The organism is Algibacter sp. L4_22 (assembly GCF_023473045.1).
In the GTDB taxonomy this organism is placed as follows: domain Bacteria; phylum Bacteroidota; class Bacteroidia; order Flavobacteriales; family Flavobacteriaceae; genus Algibacter.
Genome location: NZ_JAMCOK010000001.1, coordinates 967,400 through 985,307 on the forward strand (window position 1 = coordinate 967,400; position 17,908 = coordinate 985,307).

Here is a 17,908-nt window from a genome sequence, read left to right on the forward strand (position 1 = left end):
CGTTAAAAAGATTGTTTTGTTACATCTTTTTATAAAAAAAAACCTCGAATTAACGAGGCTTTCAAAGTTTAGAGGGAATGGTTTAATATTATGACGTTGCAATTATTTTTTTGTTATGCAGTTTAAGTCTGTTCTAATAAGCTTGATGAAGCAACTTTATTTTAATTAAGAATTAGCTTTTCTAGATCGTACGCTTTCTATAACAACCGTGGCTAGAATTAAAGCGCCACCGATAAAAGTGTTTATTGTTGGAATCTCTTTTAAAAAGAAATAGGCGATTATAATACCACAGATAGGCTGGGCGCTACCAATGATGCTAGCTGTACTTACCGAAAAATATTTTAAACTGCCAATAAATAATGAATGACCAATTGCTGTAGTTACTAAACCTAAAATGATGAGGTAGGGGAATTGTGTAGAGATATTACTAATATCCATAGTAAACATAACGGGAATAAGTATTATGGCGACTATTATGGCTTGCTGCGTCATCAATACTGTGCCGTTGTAATTATTTACATGTCCTTTTAGAATTAAATTTCTTAACGCGTAGCATAAGGCTGAAAACACACCGAATAGTACCCCTTCTAGATGTGTGTTTTCTAGATTTAAATCTGGTGCAAGTATGTAAATACCTAATAACACGATAAGCGCTAAAAAGATATGAATTGGGTTTAATTTTGTTTTAGTAAAAAAAGGCTCTAGCAAAGCCGTTATTACCGGAAAGGTAAACATGGCGAGCATACCAATGGCCACGTTAGATAGTTTTAAAGCATAAAAATAAGTAACCCAATGTGTTGCTAAAAGTGCTGCCCCTAGTATAATGGTTGGAGCATCTTTCTTTGATTTTATTTTAATACTGAATTTTTTAAATCTGCAGTAAGCAAACAGAAATACTGCTGCTATTGCACTGCGACCCCAAATAATTACGGGTGTTGGCAGGTCTATAAATTTACCAAGTGCTCCCGATGTGCTAATAAGTAATGTGGCTAAAGCGAGTAGAAATAAATGATTGCTATGTTGGTTTTTCATTATAATTTATTGCAAATATGCTTCCTACTTTGGGTTGGTTCTTGGTGTTTTCGGGTTGGGCTGCGTTAGGGATTGAGGCTTTGTTGGAGCTCTTTTTGTGTGAGCTTTAATTTTTATTAATAATTAAGTTGTTGCCTATATATTAACTAAACGTTGAAAGATATTGCGCACAAAAAAGCGACTGCCGAAAGCCCGACCTTAACCTCGCCATGAAAGCGAGGTTAAGGTAACGCCCAAATTGTTTATTTTGAAAATTTGGTAAAATATTTATAAAATAATGGAATGGTTTCAATGCCTTTTAAGTAGTTCCAAACACCAAAATGTTCGTTTGGCGAGTGGATGGCATCGCTGTCTAAACCAAAGCCCATGAGTATGGTTTTACTTTTTAATTCTTGCTCGAATAGGGCAACGATTGGAATACTACCGCCGCTACGTTGTGGTATTGGGGTTTTTCCAAAAGTGTCTTGGTAGGCGTGGCTGGCCGCTTTGTAGCCAATACTGTCTATTGGTGTTACGTAACCTTGGCCGCCGTGATGTGGTGTTACTTTTACGGTTACACCTTGTGGTGCGATGCTTTCAAAATGGGTTTTGAATAATTGAGTTATGGTTTCCCAATCTTGATTTGGCACTAAACGCATAGATATTTTTGCATAGGCTTTGCTCGCGATTACGGTTTTTGCGCCTTCGCCTGTGTAGCCTCCCCATATTCCGTTTACATCTAGTGTTGGACGTATGGCGTTGCGCTCGTTTGTAGTGTATCCAGTTTCACCATAAACAGCATTGATATCTAAGGCTTTTTTATAGTTTTCTAAACTGAAGGGGGCTTTTGCCATTTGAGCACGCTCTTCGGTTGATAAGTCTTCTACGTTATCGTAAAACCCAGGAATTGTAATGTGATTGTCTTCGTCGTGAAGGGATGCTATCATTTTTGTTAGCACGTTTATTGGGTTGGCTACTGCGCCACCGTAAAGTCCAGAATGTAAATCGCGATTTGGACCTGTAACTTCTACTTCTACATAACTTAAGCCACGTAAACCTGTGGTTATGGATGGCACATCGTTAGCAATCATTCCTGTATCGGAAATTAAAATGACGTCGTTTTTAAGTTTATCGTGGTTGTTTTTTACGAAAGTAGCTAGGTTGGCACTGCCAACTTCTTCCTCACCTTCTATCATGAATTTCACGTTACATGGTAGTTGGTTTGTTGCCGTCATTAATTCCATGGCTTTAACATGCATGTACATTTGACCTTTATCATCGCAGGCTCCACGGGCAAAAATAGCACCATCGGGATGTTTTTCAGTTGTTTTTATTACAGGCTCGAATGGTGGCGAGTCCCAAAGATTTATTGGATCTGGCGGTTGCACATCATAATGACCGTAAACAAGTATGGTTGGTAAATTTTTATCGATTGTTTTTTGTCCGTAAACAATAGGGTAGCCGTCGGTTTCGCAAATCTCTACCGTATCGCATCCTGCTTGTTCTAATCTGGTTTTTACGGCTTTGGCTGTTTTTAATACATCGTTTTTATATGCAGAGTCTGCACTTATAGATGGTATTTTAAGTAGCTCAATAAGTTCGTCCAAGAACCTGTTTTTGTGTTCGAATATGTAATTTTGAATTTTATTCATGAGGTTGTTTTTCTTTATTTTATCAAAAGTATTAAAAAAAGAATGTTTTTTTGACGAAAGAAGTTTGCAATTTGAAAATGTTGTTTATATTTGCAATCCTTAAGCGGGCGTGGTGGAATTGGTAGACACGCTAGACTTAGGATCTAGTGCCTCACGGTGTGGGAGTTCGAGTCTCCCCGCCCGCACAGTAACAAAAAAAGCCGACTTATTTTAAGTCGGCTTTTTTGTGTTTAAAAGTTTTTTTTCATCCATTCAAATTTTCAAGATAAAATACTGCTAGGTATATCATTGCAATTTAGGGTTGCGTTGGGTAAAGTTGGTCTAATAGAGGTATTGCGTTTAATCGAAATATAGAGTTTCATATCTTTCATCTATAGTATTGCGTTTTTTTAATGCAAGTGTTTGATGTATAAATAGGAATAGGGGATCGTGCGTGAAATAAAAACAGCCACGTAAAATACGTTTTAATTATTCAAATTAAAAAGAATACTATTAACAAATACCTCGGTTTTGTTGTATAAAACGTTACATTTTTATTGTGCCTATCGTTTTATTAGATGTATTTTTACGGCGCAAAATTATGTATTTTAAAAATAAGTGTTTCAATGACACTCATTTGTTTTTATATTACTATATTTGCAGAAGTGAATTTTAAAATAATTTAAGAAGCTTTTCTTTTGGGTGGTTTCCGAATTTAAAAATTCCATTCAAGTTATAGTTATTAAAATTTAACCATAAATTAAAAATGAACAAACAAATTGATCAACAAGCGGCAGATAATATCAGAGCATTAGCTGTAGCCATGGTAGAAAAAGCAAAATCAGGTCATCCAGGTGGTCCAATGGGTGGTGGCGATTTTATGCACATCTTATACTCAGAGTTCTTTAATTATGATCCAACGGATATGGAATGGGCGTTTAGAGATCGTTTTTTCATGGATGCTGGTCACTTATCAACCTTAATGTATGCACAGTATTACCTTTTAGGAAACTATGCAAAGGATGATGTTGCTAATTTTAGACAATGGGGTTCTAATACTCCAGGTCACCCAGAAGTTGATGTAAAACGCGGTATTGAAAATACGTCTGGACCATTAGGTCAAGGGCACACTATGGGTGTGGGAGCAGCAATTGCAGCGAAGTTTTTAGAAGCTCGTTTTGGTGATTGGATGAATCATAAAATATATGGTTTTATTTCTGATGGAGGTGTTCAAGAAGAAATTTCTCAAGGTGCTGGGCGTATTGCTGGGCATTTAGGATTGAGTAACTTTATTATGTTTTTCGATTCTAACGATATTCAATTATCTACACCAACAGATGAGGTAACTACAGAAGATACTGCCATGAAGTACGAAGCTTGGGGTTGGAACGTAGTAACTATCGATGGGCATAACCACGATGAGATAAGAAAAGCTTTGGCAGATGCTAATAACCAAACCGAAAAACCAACGTTAATTATTGGTAAAACAATAATGGGTAAAGGTTGTGTTACTGCAGATGGTAGCATGTTTGAAGGTCACTGTGAATTACACGGACAACCAATTGGAGCAACTGGAGCAGATTACACAAAAACGTTAATCAATTTAGGAGCAAATCCTGAAAGTCCTTTCGATATTTTCGATGACGTTCAAGAATTTTATAAAAATCTTATCGCTGAAAAAACTGAGCAAGCAGCAGAAAAGAAAGCTGTAATTTCTACTTGGAGAAAAGCAAACGAAGCTTTAGCTACAAAATTAGATTTCTTCTTATCTGGCGAATTACCGGAATTAGATTTCGCTTCAATAGAACATAAAGCAGGTTTAGCAACTAGAGCAGCATCTTCTGGTGTTTTAGGCTATTTAGCTGACCATGTAGAAAACATGATTGTTTCTTCTGCAGATTTATCAAACTCTGATAAAACAGACGGATTCTTAAAGAAAACACATGCTCTTAAAAAAGGTGATTTTACAGGGTCGTTTTTACAAGCAGGTGTTGCTGAGTTAACTATGTCATGTATCGCGAATGGTATTGCACTTCACGGTGGAATTATTCCAGTTGTAGCCACATTCTTCGTGTTTTCAGATTATATGAAACCGGCTATTCGTTTAAGTGGAATTCAAGAATTAGGTGTAAAATATGTTTGGACTCATGATGCTTTTAGAGTAGGTGAAGATGGACCAACACACCAACCAGTAGAACAAGAAGCTCAAATTCGTTTATTAGAAAAATTAAAGAACCATAGCGGAAACCCAAGTTTCTTAGCATTACGTCCTGCAGATTCTGCAGAAACTAGCGTAGCTTGGAAAATGGCTTTAGAAAATAAAAATACACCAACAGGACTAATCCTTTCTCGACAAGGTATTAAAGATATCGAGGCTCAAGGATCTTCAAGATACGAAGAGGCATTAGCAGCGGAAAAAGGTGGTTATTTAGTGAAAGAAGTTGAAAATCCAGATGTAGTTTTAATTGCAAACGGATCTGAAGTTGCTACATTATTTGCAGCAGCCGAAATATTAGAATCTCAAAATAACTTAAAAGTGAATATTGCTTCGGTAATTTCAGAAGGTGTTTTCAGATTACAATCTAAAGCATACCAAAACTCTGTAATTCCTAAAAAGACACCGTTATTTGGTTTAACAGCAGGCTTACCAGTAAACTTAGAAGGTTTAGTTGGTGCTGATGGTAAAGTATTTGGTTTAGAGCACTTCGGGTATTCTGCACCAGCATCTGTACTCGATGAAAAATTTGGTTTTACAGGCGAAAAAGTAAGCAACCAAGTATTAGAATATTTAAAAACAGTTTAAAAGATTAAAATTATGAAACACCCAGAATTATAAATTAATTATGTTTTGGGTGTTACATAAACCAATTACTAAACAATAACAACGAACAATATGAAATTTTTTATTGACACAGCAAACCTAGGTGATATTGCAGAAGCACAAGCTTTAGGCGTTTTAGATGGCGTAACAACAAACCCATCATTAATGGCAAAAGAAGGAATCACTGGTTCTGAAAATATTTTAGCACACTACCAAAAAATATGTGATTTAGTAGATGGCGATGTTTCTGCCGAAGTTATTTCTACCAATTTTGAAGGTATGGTAAAAGAAGGTGAAGCATTAGCAGCTTTACATCCACAAATTGTAGTGAAATTACCTATGATTGCCGATGGTGTAAAAGCTTGTAAATATTTCTCTGATAAAGGAATTAGAACCAATGTAACTTTAGTGTTTTCAGCTGGTCAAGCTTTATTAGCAGCAAAAGCTGGAGCAACTTATGTGTCTCCGTTTTTAGGTCGTTTAGACGATATTTCTACCGATGGTTTAGGTCTTATCGAAGAAATTAGACTTATTTATGATAACTACGGTTTCCCAACACAAATATTAGCAGCTTCTATTCGTAATACTATGCATGTAATTAACTGTGCAAAATTAGGATCGGATGTTATGACGGGACCTTTATCTTCAATTACAGGATTGTTAAAACATCCTTTAACAGATAGTGGTTTAGCTAAGTTTTTAGAAGATTACAACAAAGGGAATAAATAAGAGCTGCATATTAATTTGTTGAATTTCACTTTTAACTGAATGATTGAATCGAACAGAGCGAATAAAGATATTCAGCACATTAAAGTGTCGGTAGATTGTATTATTTTCGGATTTAATGATAACAAATTAGAACTGTTATTGATTAAAAAGAAAGATGATCCCGAAAAAGGAAAATGGTCTCTAATTGGCGGTTTTGTTAGCTTCGATGAAGATTTAGACGAAGCCGCCAATAGGATTCTATCCGATTTATCAGGTTTGCATGATATTTATATGGAGCAAATTAAAACCTTCGGAAAAGTAGATCGTTGTTCCTTCGATCGTATTATATCTTCAACCTATAGCGCCATGATTTTAAAGTCGCGATATACCGAAGATAAAATTAGTAAATATAATGCGCAATGGTTTCCTATAACCGAAGTTCCAGAGCTTATTTTCGACCATAACGATATGGTTGATATTGCTATAAAAAGAATGCGTCGCCGAGTTAGGAACTTTCCAATTGCATTCAACTTATTGCCTTCAAAATTTACGCTTCCACAATTGCAAGCACTTTACGAAGGTATTTTAGATGAACAATTAGATAAGCGAAATTTTCGTAGAAAGGTGTCACAAATGAATTATTTAGTAAGGCTAGAAGAGAAAGATATGACCGAGTCCCGAAGAGGTGCTTTTTTATATCGTTTTGATGAAGCTTTATTTGAAAAAGAACAAAATTTTAATCTGTAACTTAATTATTTCTAAAATAATTAAGTTACAGATTTTTTTTTGAAAATTTCATAAGTGTTCAAGAAACACTCATTTGAAATATATTAGTATATGCAAAAATAGTCTGAATAGCTTATTAACACTGAAAATGTTTTAAAACGCGTCTATTTCGATAAGCATGCTCTATAAGATTTTTTTTAGAAAAAAACGTGGTAATATGCCTGTTTTGGGTAAGTAAGCTAAATAAAAAAACGATTATCAGTGCAGTCGTTTCAATATTTTTCATGACATTGTAGCACCTATTGTTTTATTGAAATTAAAATAATAAATACATTAACTAGAAATAGAATATTAACTAAACCAAACTAAATTTATTATGATGGGTATTATCTCTTTTGCAGGGTTTACTTTACTGGTTGCACTTATCGCTTGGTGGTCAACACGTAAAACGGACGAAACATCTTCAGATGGTTACTTTTTAGGAGGAAGAAGCCTAACAGGGCCAGTTATTGCTGGTTCTTTATTACTAACTAATCTATCAACAGAGCAAATTGTTGGGATGAATGGTGTCTCGTTTAGAGACGGAGCACCTATTATGGCATACGAAGTTCTAGCAGCTATTGCCATGGTGTTTACGGCCTTTGTATTATTACCAAAATACCTTAAAAGTGGTATTGCAACTATTCCGCAGTTTTTAGAAAACCGTTATGGAAAAACGACTAAAACTATTGTTTCACTTTTATTCCTCTTAGGTTATGCTATTTCTATGTTGCCTACTGTTTTATATTCGGGAGCATTAGCGTTAAATACCATGTTTAATATTCCGGAAATGATAGGTATGGGGCCAGAAGCTACGCTTTGGGTTACCGTAATTTCTATTGGAGTTATTGGTAGTATCTATGCTATTTTTGGTGGATTAAAGGCCGTTGCAGTATCCGATTCTATTAATGCCGTTGGATTAATTGTTGGAGGTTCGTTAATACCAATTTTTGGATTAATGTATATTGGAGACGGAAATGTGCTTACAGGTTTAGATACTTTAACCACAGCATTACCAGAGAAATTTAATGTTATTGGAGGCCCAGATTCCGATGTGCCATTTTGGACACTGTTCACAGGTATGATAATTGTAAACTTCTACTATTGGGGAACAAACCAAGCTATTATTCAACGTGCTTTAGGAGCAAAAAGTTTAAAAGAAGGTCAAAAAGGACTTTTATTAGCTGCTTTTGTCAAAATATTAGGTCCAATTATTGTGATTTTGCCTGGTATTATTGCATATTATATTTTTAATGGCGATTTAGCAAATGCCGATGAGGCCTACCCAATGCTAGTTAAAAAAGTATTACCAGTGGCTTATATTGGTTTCTTTGCAGCTGTACTTTTTGGCGCTATTTTAAGTTCTTTTAATAGTGCATTAAATAGTTCGGTTACACTTTTTGGTTTAGATTTTTATAAAGAATACATTAATAAAGAAGCAACGGAATTACAAGTTGTAAAAGCTGGTAAAATATTCGGTATTGTATTGGCCATATTTTCTATTGGAATTGCACCATTATTGTATGGTGTAGAAGGTGGTATTTTCACCTATTTACAACAGCTTAATGGTACCCACAGTGTGCCAATTTTAGCAATTGTTGTTATTGGAGTGTTTTCTAAACGTGTTTCTGGAAAAGCTGCAAACATCGCTATACTATTTAGTGTTGTAACTTATTTAATTACGTTGTATGTTATTAAACCAGATCTTAGTTTCTTACACCTAATGGGGATTTTGTTTGTGTTAACGATTATCATTATGTACGTAGTTAGTTACTTTTATCCTAGAGAAACAGATTATGTTCAAGAATATACGAAACAAGTGGATATTGCAAACTGGAAATATTTAAAACCAGTAGGCTTTATTGTTGTAGCTATGGTTATAGGTGTGTATATCGCGATGTCTTAAAGACGAAATGAATTGAGACTTTTAAATAGATTTTATTTAAAAGCTTAATATCAATAAATTAGAACGCTTTAATTTTTTTGAATTTTCATTTTAAATGAAGTTTCAAAAAGGTTAAAGCGTTTCTTATTAAAAATTGCCTGTAGTCCAAATTTGGGCAATGCAATGCGGAGTTAACCATACAACGTTATTTAGCGTTAGTAATAGCTAAAAGAAGCGACTAATCCAATTAATTCGTAACTTTGCAAGCGCTATTATTATAATTAAATGGACATAAACGATAACATAGAATCCCCTTTACATATAAAAATAAGTTTCAATAAATTGTTACAACAATATGAAACTTTGGTGTCTAGTAAAGATGCTTTTATAGCAAATAAGGCAAAAGGTATTTTGGATATAGCCAAACAATACCCAGAGTTACGCGATGGCGTAAGTGATGTTTCTACTATCAAAAAACGTGAAAAAGAAATTGCTTTTATTCTTCAAGATACATTTAGTCCGTTATTAACAAGTAACGAAATTAAAACAGCCGCGGCGCCTTTTCATGATTTAATTTTTAATGCCTCCGAACGTTTTAAAGACATTATAAAAACGGCAGGTAAGGATTTTAAGCTTGAAATAAAAAACATAGCGGAAGATGATACTTATATTGTGGCATGTGCCATTATTTTGAGTTTTTGTCATGGATTTCATATCAATTTTAAGCGTCCGTTTTATTACGAAATTCCCGATGCAAATGGGATTATGCGATATTATAAAATATTGTACAATGCCGATTTTTGCGAAATTACTCCTAATGAGAATGCTCCGGAAATAACAAATGAAGATTACAATGAGCTACTCGATAATTTTGAAAACATAGAACTTTGGAAAAAGAAATTTCCACCAAATAGTTATACCTTCAAAGGGTTTGCTATTTCAAATATTTTTGATGTTACAGATGATCAATCGATTTCCAATATAAAATCGAACTTGATTAGTGATGAGAAAAGTATGAAATCTGAACTAATCGAAAGTTTTCACGGAATTTTTAGTTCGCTTTTTGGAATTAAAGATTTGAAAGTTGGTTTTTCAATTTATAATGAAGAAGATGATGTTTTTGAGCGTATTTATGGAGAAGGCATGAGTAGTTACCTTTTAGGTGAAGATGAAACTAAAAAATGTGCTGATGCACTGTGTAGTTTTTCTTATCACCGTCTGTTAAAGGAGAATAAAGTATTTTCTATCTCTAATATTGATGCCGATTCTAAGTGCTCAATGGGAGAAGCACCGCATATAACTAGTTTAAAAAAACAGGGGATTAAAAGCGCAATATTTGCGCCTATTGCTAATGATGATGGTTTAATGGGAATCATTGAAATAGTTTCAACTAAAGCCCAAGAACTTAATAGTATTAATGCAAATAAATTGGCAGATGTTATGCCGTATATTGTTTCGGCTGTTGAGCGTTCTAAAAAAGAGGAAGAAAATTTAATTGAAGCTATTATTCAAAAAGAATGTACTTCCATTCACTCTAGTGTGCATTGGCGATTTGTTAAAGAAGCCAAGAACTTTATAAAGTCTGATGTATATGGAGAACAAGCTTCTTTTAAAAAGATAGCCTTCGAAAATGTATATCCGCTTTACGGTCAAATGGATATCAAAGGTTCTTCGGAAGCTCGAAATTTGGCAACCAAAAAGGATTTAAGCTTACAATTAAATGTAGCCAAATCTATTTTTGAAAAAGCATTACAAATTGAAAGTCTGCCTATCTATGAACAATTTATTTATCAAATTGATGATTATTTAAGTGGTTTAAACCAATTCCAAGTAGATAGTGAACAGCAAATTTCTTCGTTTTTCAAAAATGAGATGGAAACTGCTTTTGAGCATATGAAGGTTTTAAAAGATTTGAAACCAGAAATTGAATCTTATTTCAATTCCATTGATGACAAGGTTGATGTGCTTTACAATTTTAGAAAACAATATGATGATACGGTTGCTTTGATTAATAAATCCATGGCAGCATTGCTAGATAAAAAGCAAGTAGAAGCGCAAAAAATGTATCCTCATTATTTTGAGCGTTTTAAAACGGATGGGGTAGAGCATAACATGTATATTGGTGAATCCATAACTAAAGAAGACTCTTTTAATCCAATTTATTTATACAATTTACGTTTGTGGCAATTGCAAGTGATGTGCGAAATGGAAAACGATTTTTATCAAATGCAACCCGAGTTTCCGGTAGCTTTAGATGTGGCCTCTATGGTTTTGGTGTTTAATCAACCTTTAACCATTAGTTTTAGAATGGATGAAAAGCAATTTGATGTAGATGGCACTTATAACGCACGATACGAAATTGTTAAAAAACGTGTAGATAAGGCTCATATAAAAGGAACCTCTGAACGGGTTACCCAAAAAGGGAAAATTAGTATTGTATATTCTCAGAAACAAGATGAAATTGAGTATTTGCAGTATATTAAATTCCTACAAGCTAAGCATTATGTAGATGCCGATGTAGAAATTGTGGAGCTTGAAGATTTACAGGCTGTAACAGGGCTAAAAGCCATTCGTGTAAGCGTGTTGTATCATAAAAACGAAGTGGATAAAGCATTCTATACTTACGATGATTTAATGACGGAGATTAAAGCTTAATCTCTTTCATTAATGTATCCTTATCATAACAAGATTAAATCTCGAATTGCAAATAATGAGCTTATTCGTTGGGAATATGTTGAAGCTTACAAGGCTATTTCTCCATGTTTAGTGCTGTATTTTAATACAGAACCTTATGTGCGTCCAATTAGAGAACATCGATTTGAAGAATATGAAATAATCCTCAAAGATATAAATCTTTAACCAACTTTTGTCTTTTTATAATGTCTACCATACCATAAAAGAACACCGGTAACGGGTAAACTTGCGGTTAATAAACTTATTATAAAAGCAATTATTTTTCCAACAATACCTCCAATAGCACCTATGTGGATATCATAATTCATACGAAGTATTTTATCCGGAACTTTGGCGTCAACGTATTTTCCGAAAATGGCTGGTGTTTCTATTTCTTCCAAAGTATTTTGATCGAAAAATCTAAAATCAGAATCGTAAAATAAATCGTTGCTGTTTGATACTTCAACGTAAACACTAGAAGAATCGGATTTTGGGTAATGCAATTCAAAATTTTCTGCTTCTGGCGATTCTTTTCTAAGGTTCACCATTAATTGATCAATAGGTAATACATCAGTATCGTTATTGGCTAAACCACTTGTGTTATCTGGTATGATAAATGCTGGAACTTTATCGCCTCCTGTAGATACGTAAACTACATATTTTAACCAATTATAAGACATTACAGAGCCTGTAAAAGCTAAAACTAGAGCTAAAGAACAAATGTAAAAACCAACAACGGTATGTAAGTCGAAGTTTTTACGTTTCCATCGGGTTGTAGATTTCCAGTCGAATTTTAATCGCTGTTTTAAATTTTTACGCTTTTTAGGAATCCAAAGTATAAACCCGGAAATAATAATGAAAATAAATATTAAAATGGATGCACCTACCACTTGTTCTCCAATGGCTTTTGGAAGCCATACGCGTGTGTGCCCTTTTAGAATAAAAGCAAAGAAACCACTAAGGTGATTGTCTACTTGAATAATGGCGCCAGAATATGGATTTAAAAATACACTTTGGTAAAATTCGGGTTCTGCATCGTAAAAAATAACTTCAATAGCATCATCTGCTTTTCCAAATACACTCCCGTGAATGGTATTGTTTGGAAAGACTCTTTCTGCAGTTTTTTTTACTTCCGTTGGTGTTAAAAAAGCCTGACTCTGCGGTATAACTTTTTTGTAATCGTTATACTGGTTTTCAATTTCGGTTCTAAATGCCCAGCAGCAACCAGTTATGGAAACTATAAAAACAATTAGGCCGGTAGCTAACCCTAATATTTTATGTAACGTTAATATGTTTTTTTTAAATGCCATGGTTATTTAATAAAAGGCAACTTTTTAGGGTTGTCTTTGTTTGTGTATGGTTAAAATTTGTAATCGAAAGATGCTAAGAATGTTCTGTTTTGTTGAGGAGTCAATGTACTCCAACCAGAGTAGTATTCTTCATCTGTGATGTTGTTTCCTTTAACACTTATTCTAAAGGTGTCATTTTCATAATAGATAGAAGCGTTAAAAACCGTGTATGCTGGTAAAGTAAAACCACCAGAGGTTGTATAATCATTCATGGTATTGTAATCGCTAGAACCATTAAATCCTGCTCCAAAACCAAAGTTTTTGGCAAAACCTTGAGTAAATTGGTAATCACCCCAAAAGTTGTATAATATATCGGCTCCAGCTTCAGCAGGGCGTAAGCCTATTAAATCTGATCTTGATGCCGATTTTGTAACTTCAGAATCATTAAAACTAAAACCACCACGTACGTTTAAACCATTTACCGGGCTTGCGTTTACCTCTAGTTCAATACCGCTACCTTTTACGGTGCCATCTTGTTGTTTGCTAGCACCAAAGCCCATAACTTTATCGTCTACTGTAATGTTATAGTAGTTTACGGTAGCTTCTAATCTATTGTTGAATAAGTTGGTTTTTACACCAAATTCTAATTGATTGGCTTGCTCTAAATTGAAAGATTGTAATTGAGTTCCAGCTGTTGGATCATTATCATCTATAGCTGTTAATTCTGGATTGATATAAGAAAAACTATTCTGGTAGTTCGCAAATACAGAAAGTTGATTTAATATAGGCTGAAATACAATTCCGAATTTAGGTGAAAATGTAGATTCATCATAAGCCTGATGATCATCCGACGGATCGTTTATATCACCTTTATATTCAAACCTGTCGTAACGTAAACTTGCCATGGCAGAAAGGCTAGGTGTTATGTTTAAAATATTAGAAATATAAGCGCCAAATACGTTTTGTTTCGTTTCAATATTATTGCGATCTAAACCGGATAGAATAGCATCTAAGTTATCGGCATTAACCTCTGGTTCATTATAGATTAAATCACCTTGTGCATTTACACTGTGCATGTATCCCCAACCCGAACTTTGGTCTATTATAGTAGACTCTAAATAATCTACGCCAATTAATATTTTGTTTTGTAAATCGCCTATTTTAAAATCTCCGGTGAAATTTTGTTGTAGGTTCATGGTTCTCGTTTTTGCATCGGTGTCTTGTGCGTACAAAGCAAAATTAGCTGTGTTGGCAGAATTAAATAAATAGGTGTAAAACCCATTAGATTTAGCAAGGCCACCGGCTACAATAGATTGAGAAGACCAGTTGTCTGAAATTTTATAAACGGCTTCACCTCTATAATTTTGTGTAATGTTTTTAATAACGACATCGTTATTGGTTAACGACTTGTCTTTGTCGTAATTTAATTCTTCAACGGTGTTAAATAGTAAAGGTGCGCTTCTGTTAAAGAATAAAAAAGTTTGATTAGTTTGCTCGTTATCCGAAGCTTCGTAAGCAAAATTTAACGTCAGTTTGTTATTTACTTTATATGAAATTGAAGGGGCAACAAAAACCGATTTTTTAAAGCCATAGTCCTGAAAACTATTATCCTTTTGGTAACCAGCATTAAAACGTAACGATACTTTGTCGCTTGCGCTTACATTAACATCGGCATTTAGTTTTCTAAAATCATTAGAACCTCCAGCTACTGAAATACTTCCGCCTGTACCGTTGTAAGGTTTTTTTGTAACAATATTTATTAATCCACCGTATGAGGTAATTGAACTCCCAAACAAAGTTGCAGATGGCCCTTTAATAACTTCTACACGTTCTACATTCGATGGGTTTATAAATCCATTTGTAATCCCTGAAACACCGTTAACTAACTGTGGTTGTACCGAAAAACCACGAATAGAATAGTAACCTGCGCCATCTCCACTTCGGCCGGTAGACGACCATAATTTGTTCACACCTACCGCATTTTTTAGAGCATCTTCAAAATTATTAACAGACTGAGATACTAGTAATTGATTGGTTACTGTGCTGTAAACTTGTGAGTTTTCAATGTTTTTAAGCGGCATTTTAGACACATAGGCGCTTTGTTTTCTTGAGAATTTATTTTTACGTTTTGTATCTAGAACAACTTCTTGTAAAAGCTCATTTCCTTCGTAAAGTGCTATTTTCCCTAAGTCGAAAGTGTTGTTGTTGAATATGGAAAATGCCATTTCTTTAGTTTTATAACCTAAGTATGATATGGATAGTATGTAATTGCCGTTGCTAATATTCGAAATTTCGAATGCGCCATCTTCATTAGTTTGAGCGCCTTTTATGGTGTTTTTAATAATGGTGTTTACTCCAAATATAGGAGATGAAGAGGTGTTAGTTACTGTTCCTTTTAGAGTTCCAGATTGCGCAAAAGTGAAAATGCTAAGCAACAAAAAGGTTGTTAAAGTGAATAATGTTTTCATTTGTTTTTATTTAGACTTAATATAAATAAGTTAGATTTTCGTGCAAATATATATTCTAGGTTGAATATAACCAAGCTATTTGTATTAATTCTAAATAAGATTTTTAAAAGGTATTGTTTTACTTGAATGTGTTAAAGAAATGGACTACACTAGTATTCCTGCGGAGTAAAATGAAATAATAAAGGCTATAACACTAACAATAATACCAACCATAAACACGCTATATGTAAGTCTAAGTATTTTGTATTTTTTATCTAAAACCAATCCCAAAAAGTATAAATCTTTTTTCATTGAAGAATATAGATAATCACGATCTTGCATCATCTCTCCCATAGCCCATTCAAAATCCTGAAGGCTCATTTTATGGAAATTTCCGAAGAATAATAAATTTACTTTTTTATTAGCAACATCTTCTTTTGTGAACTTTCCTCTGGTAACATTTGGTCGTGTTGCCATAATCGATAAAATAATGGAAGCTACTGTAAATAGTATAAAAATGATTGTTGGCGCAATTAAATAGTCGTTGGAAGGTTTATCGAGTTTAGATGCTAAATTTGATAACACTAACGATACTATAATCGCATTTACAGATAGTAAAATATTGGCTTTGGTATCGGCTATATTACTTAAGGTAATATGGTTTTTTAGGGTAACACGAAACATGGTTTCAATACCGCGTTCTGGTAATTCTATTTTTTCTTTTTTAAATTTTAACTCTGCTTTTTTCTGAGTTAGTTTACTTTTATTTAGGTCAATTTTTTTCTTACTACTTAATAAGTTTGAAAGATTTTTACCCTTCCGTTTTTCCCAACTTGACGATGCTTCGCTGGTGAAAAAGCGATGTTTTTCTGATAAAAAAGTAATGTTTTCTTCTAGCCATTCACTTTCAGATAGCTTGCGGTTACAGGTAAGCTCCCATTCTTTTCTAAGTAATTCAGAAATATCGGCATAATTTTTACTACCAACATGAGAACAGTCGGCATCTTTTATTATTTTTTCTGATAACGTACTTGGAACAACTCCTATTTTTGTTGCTGCAATAATATTGGAGATTGTAATAATATCTTCATTACTACATTTTTGAGCTTTAAGGAACTCTTTTGCTATTAATACACTAGCTTCTTCATGGTTTTCTGTACCTTTTGTATAGCCAGTATCATGAAACCATGCGGCGATTATTAGTAATTCCTTTTGTTTGTCATCAATTTTCGCGAGTTTGGCCAATTTTGTAGCTTTGTCTACAACAAGTTGCGTATGCGCAATGTTATGGTAGGTAAACTCTGTGTTCAACTTTTCGTTGAGAAGATTAATAACAAATTTTTCAGCTTTAGCTATAAGCATATGTAAAACGTGTAAAAAGATTATTTAGTAAAAGTACGAAACTTTAAAAGATCAAAATATAATTACTATAGTAACGCTATTATTTGTCGTAAATTTAGTGAATACTTTCATCTTAAAGTGATGTGTGGAAATAGTAAGGTTTTTGACTAATTTCCGACTACATTTTAGTGTGAAAGCATAGTTTAATTAAACAAAAGAAAGGAATAGAATATGCTAACTTGGAAAGATATTATTAGTTTTTCGGTAAACGGAAACCCAACACCAGATAAGCGTGTTGAAAAAACGGAAACCGAATGGAAAGCTCAATTAACACCTGAGCAATTTAGAGTAACACGATTAAAAGGTACCGAGAGTCCGCATAGTGGAGCGCTTTGTACAGCTCACGATGCTGGTAAATATAGTTGTGTGTGTTGTGATACACCTCTTTTTGATTCTACTATAAAGTTTAGTTCAGGAACAGGATGGCCGAGTTTTACACAACCTATAAAAGAAAACGCTATTAAATACGAGCGTGATACCACTTATGGTATGGTTCGCGTTGAGGCTATGTGTAATACTTGCGACGCACATTTAGGGCATATATTTCCCGATGGGCCAGAGCCTAGTGGTTTACGTTATTGCGTAAACTCGGAGTCTATGCAATTAGAAAAAGCATAATTAAAACAAAATACCTGTTTAGTTTTTGGCTAAGCAGGTTTAAATTAAAAAAAATGCAAAATAAAAAAATACAATTAGCCACTTTTGGTGGAGGCTGTTTTTGGTGTACAGAAGCTGTTTTTCAAGAGGTGATAGGTGTCGAGAAAGTCGTTTCTGGTTATGCTGGCGGTAATGTGCCTGGGCATCCTACATATCGAGAAATTTGTTCTGGTTCAACAGGGCATGCCGAGGTAATCCAATTAACTTTCGATGCTAACGAAATTTCATATGTCGATTTATTAACCATTTTCATGACCACTCACGACCCTACAACTTTAAACAGACAAGGAGCAGATAGAGGGACACAGTATCGTTCGGTAATTTATTATCATAATAACGAGCAAAAGGAGTTGGCAGAAGTGGTTTTAAAAGAAATGGATCCTTATTTTGAAGACCCAATAGTTACCGAATTAACAGAGCTTCCTAAGTTTTTTGAAGCTGAAAAGGAACACCAGAATTATTATAGAGATAATGAAACACAAGGATATTGCAGTTTTGTAATTACTCCTAAATTGGCTAAATTACGAAGCCTACACGCCGATAAATTAAAAAAATAATGCCTTTCGGTAAATATCTAAAAATAGTATAGATTTTATTTTAGGCATTAAAATGAGCACACC

13 protein-coding genes and 1 tRNA gene are annotated in these 17,908 nt (G+C 34.0%); 9 read left to right on the forward strand and 5 right to left on the reverse strand.

Features of this window, described 5'->3' with window-relative positions; genetic code table 11:
* Positions 1–165 precede the first annotated feature (165 nt).
* Complete coding sequence (locus M4I23_RS04055; protein WP_158847133.1) at positions 166–1,032, reverse strand: DMT family transporter; 867 nt, start codon at positions 1,030–1,032, stop codon at positions 166–168.
* Between the two features lie 242 nt (positions 1,033–1,274).
* Entirely contained in the window at positions 1,275–2,663 is a 1,389-nt protein-coding gene (locus M4I23_RS04060; protein WP_249753515.1) for a dipeptidase, read from the reverse strand.
* Between the two features lie 103 nt (positions 2,664–2,766).
* On the opposite strand from M4I23_RS04060, the gene M4I23_RS04065 reads away from it, so the two are divergent.
* The 7 genes from M4I23_RS04065 to M4I23_RS04095 all read left to right on the forward strand — a co-directional run bounded on the left by M4I23_RS04065 (position 2,767) and on the right by M4I23_RS04095 (position 11,680).
* Positions 2,767–2,848: transfer RNA gene (locus M4I23_RS04065), tRNA-Leu, on the forward strand.
* Positions 2,849–3,408: 560 nt separating this feature from the next.
* On the forward strand, positions 3,409–5,445 hold the full coding sequence (locus M4I23_RS04070) for a transketolase (protein WP_249753516.1): 2,037 nt from the start codon (positions 3,409–3,411) through the stop codon (positions 5,443–5,445).
* Positions 5,446–5,535: 90 nt separating this feature from the next.
* Positions 5,536–6,192: a fructose-6-phosphate aldolase gene (gene fsa / locus M4I23_RS04075; protein ID WP_158847139.1), complete on the forward strand. Its 657-nt coding sequence runs from the start codon at positions 5,536–5,538 to the stop codon at positions 6,190–6,192.
* A gap of 39 nt (positions 6,193–6,231) precedes the next feature.
* Positions 6,232–6,918, forward strand: a complete 687-nt coding sequence (locus M4I23_RS04080; RefSeq protein WP_158847141.1) for an NUDIX domain-containing protein — start codon at positions 6,232–6,234, stop codon at positions 6,916–6,918.
* A gap of 358 nt (positions 6,919–7,276) precedes the next feature.
* Positions 7,277–8,842 (forward strand): solute:sodium symporter family transporter, encoded by a 1,566-nt coding sequence (locus M4I23_RS04085; RefSeq protein WP_158851661.1) that lies wholly within the window; start codon positions 7,277–7,279, stop codon positions 8,840–8,842.
* Between the two features lie 264 nt (positions 8,843–9,106).
* On the forward strand, positions 9,107–11,476 hold the full coding sequence (locus M4I23_RS04090; protein WP_249753517.1) for a GAF domain-containing protein: 2,370 nt from the start codon (positions 9,107–9,109) through the stop codon (positions 11,474–11,476).
* Positions 11,477–11,488: 12 nt separating this feature from the next.
* A complete protein-coding gene (locus M4I23_RS04095) occupies positions 11,489–11,680 on the forward strand; it encodes a hypothetical protein (RefSeq protein WP_249753518.1) in 192 nt (63 codons plus the stop codon).
* On the opposite strand, the gene M4I23_RS04100 is transcribed toward M4I23_RS04095, so the two are convergent.
* From M4I23_RS04100 to M4I23_RS04110, 3 genes are all read right to left on the reverse strand, one after another.
* Positions 11,677–12,804, reverse strand: coding sequence for a PepSY domain-containing protein (locus M4I23_RS04100; RefSeq protein ID WP_249753519.1), 1,128 nt, complete (start codon positions 12,802–12,804; stop codon positions 11,677–11,679). The genes M4I23_RS04095 and M4I23_RS04100 overlap by 4 nt on opposite strands.
* 50 nt (positions 12,805–12,854) lie before the next feature.
* A complete protein-coding gene (locus M4I23_RS04105; RefSeq protein WP_249753520.1) occupies positions 12,855–15,251 on the reverse strand; it encodes a TonB-dependent receptor in 2,397 nt (798 codons plus the stop codon).
* A gap of 144 nt (positions 15,252–15,395) precedes the next feature.
* Positions 15,396–16,592 (reverse strand): Pycsar system effector family protein, encoded by a 1,197-nt coding sequence (locus M4I23_RS04110; protein WP_158847151.1) that lies wholly within the window; start codon positions 16,590–16,592, stop codon positions 15,396–15,398.
* 210 nt (positions 16,593–16,802) lie between these two features.
* On the opposite strand from M4I23_RS04110, the gene msrB reads away from it, so the two are divergent.
* Positions 16,803–17,249, forward strand: coding sequence for a peptide-methionine (R)-S-oxide reductase MsrB (gene msrB / locus M4I23_RS04115; RefSeq protein ID WP_249753521.1), 447 nt, complete (start codon positions 16,803–16,805; stop codon positions 17,247–17,249).
* A 53-nt stretch (positions 17,250–17,302) separates the two neighbouring features.
* Positions 17,303–17,845, forward strand: a complete 543-nt coding sequence (msrA, locus tag M4I23_RS04120; protein WP_249753522.1) for a peptide-methionine (S)-S-oxide reductase MsrA — start codon at positions 17,303–17,305, stop codon at positions 17,843–17,845.
* Positions 17,846–17,908: the final 63 nt, after the last annotated feature.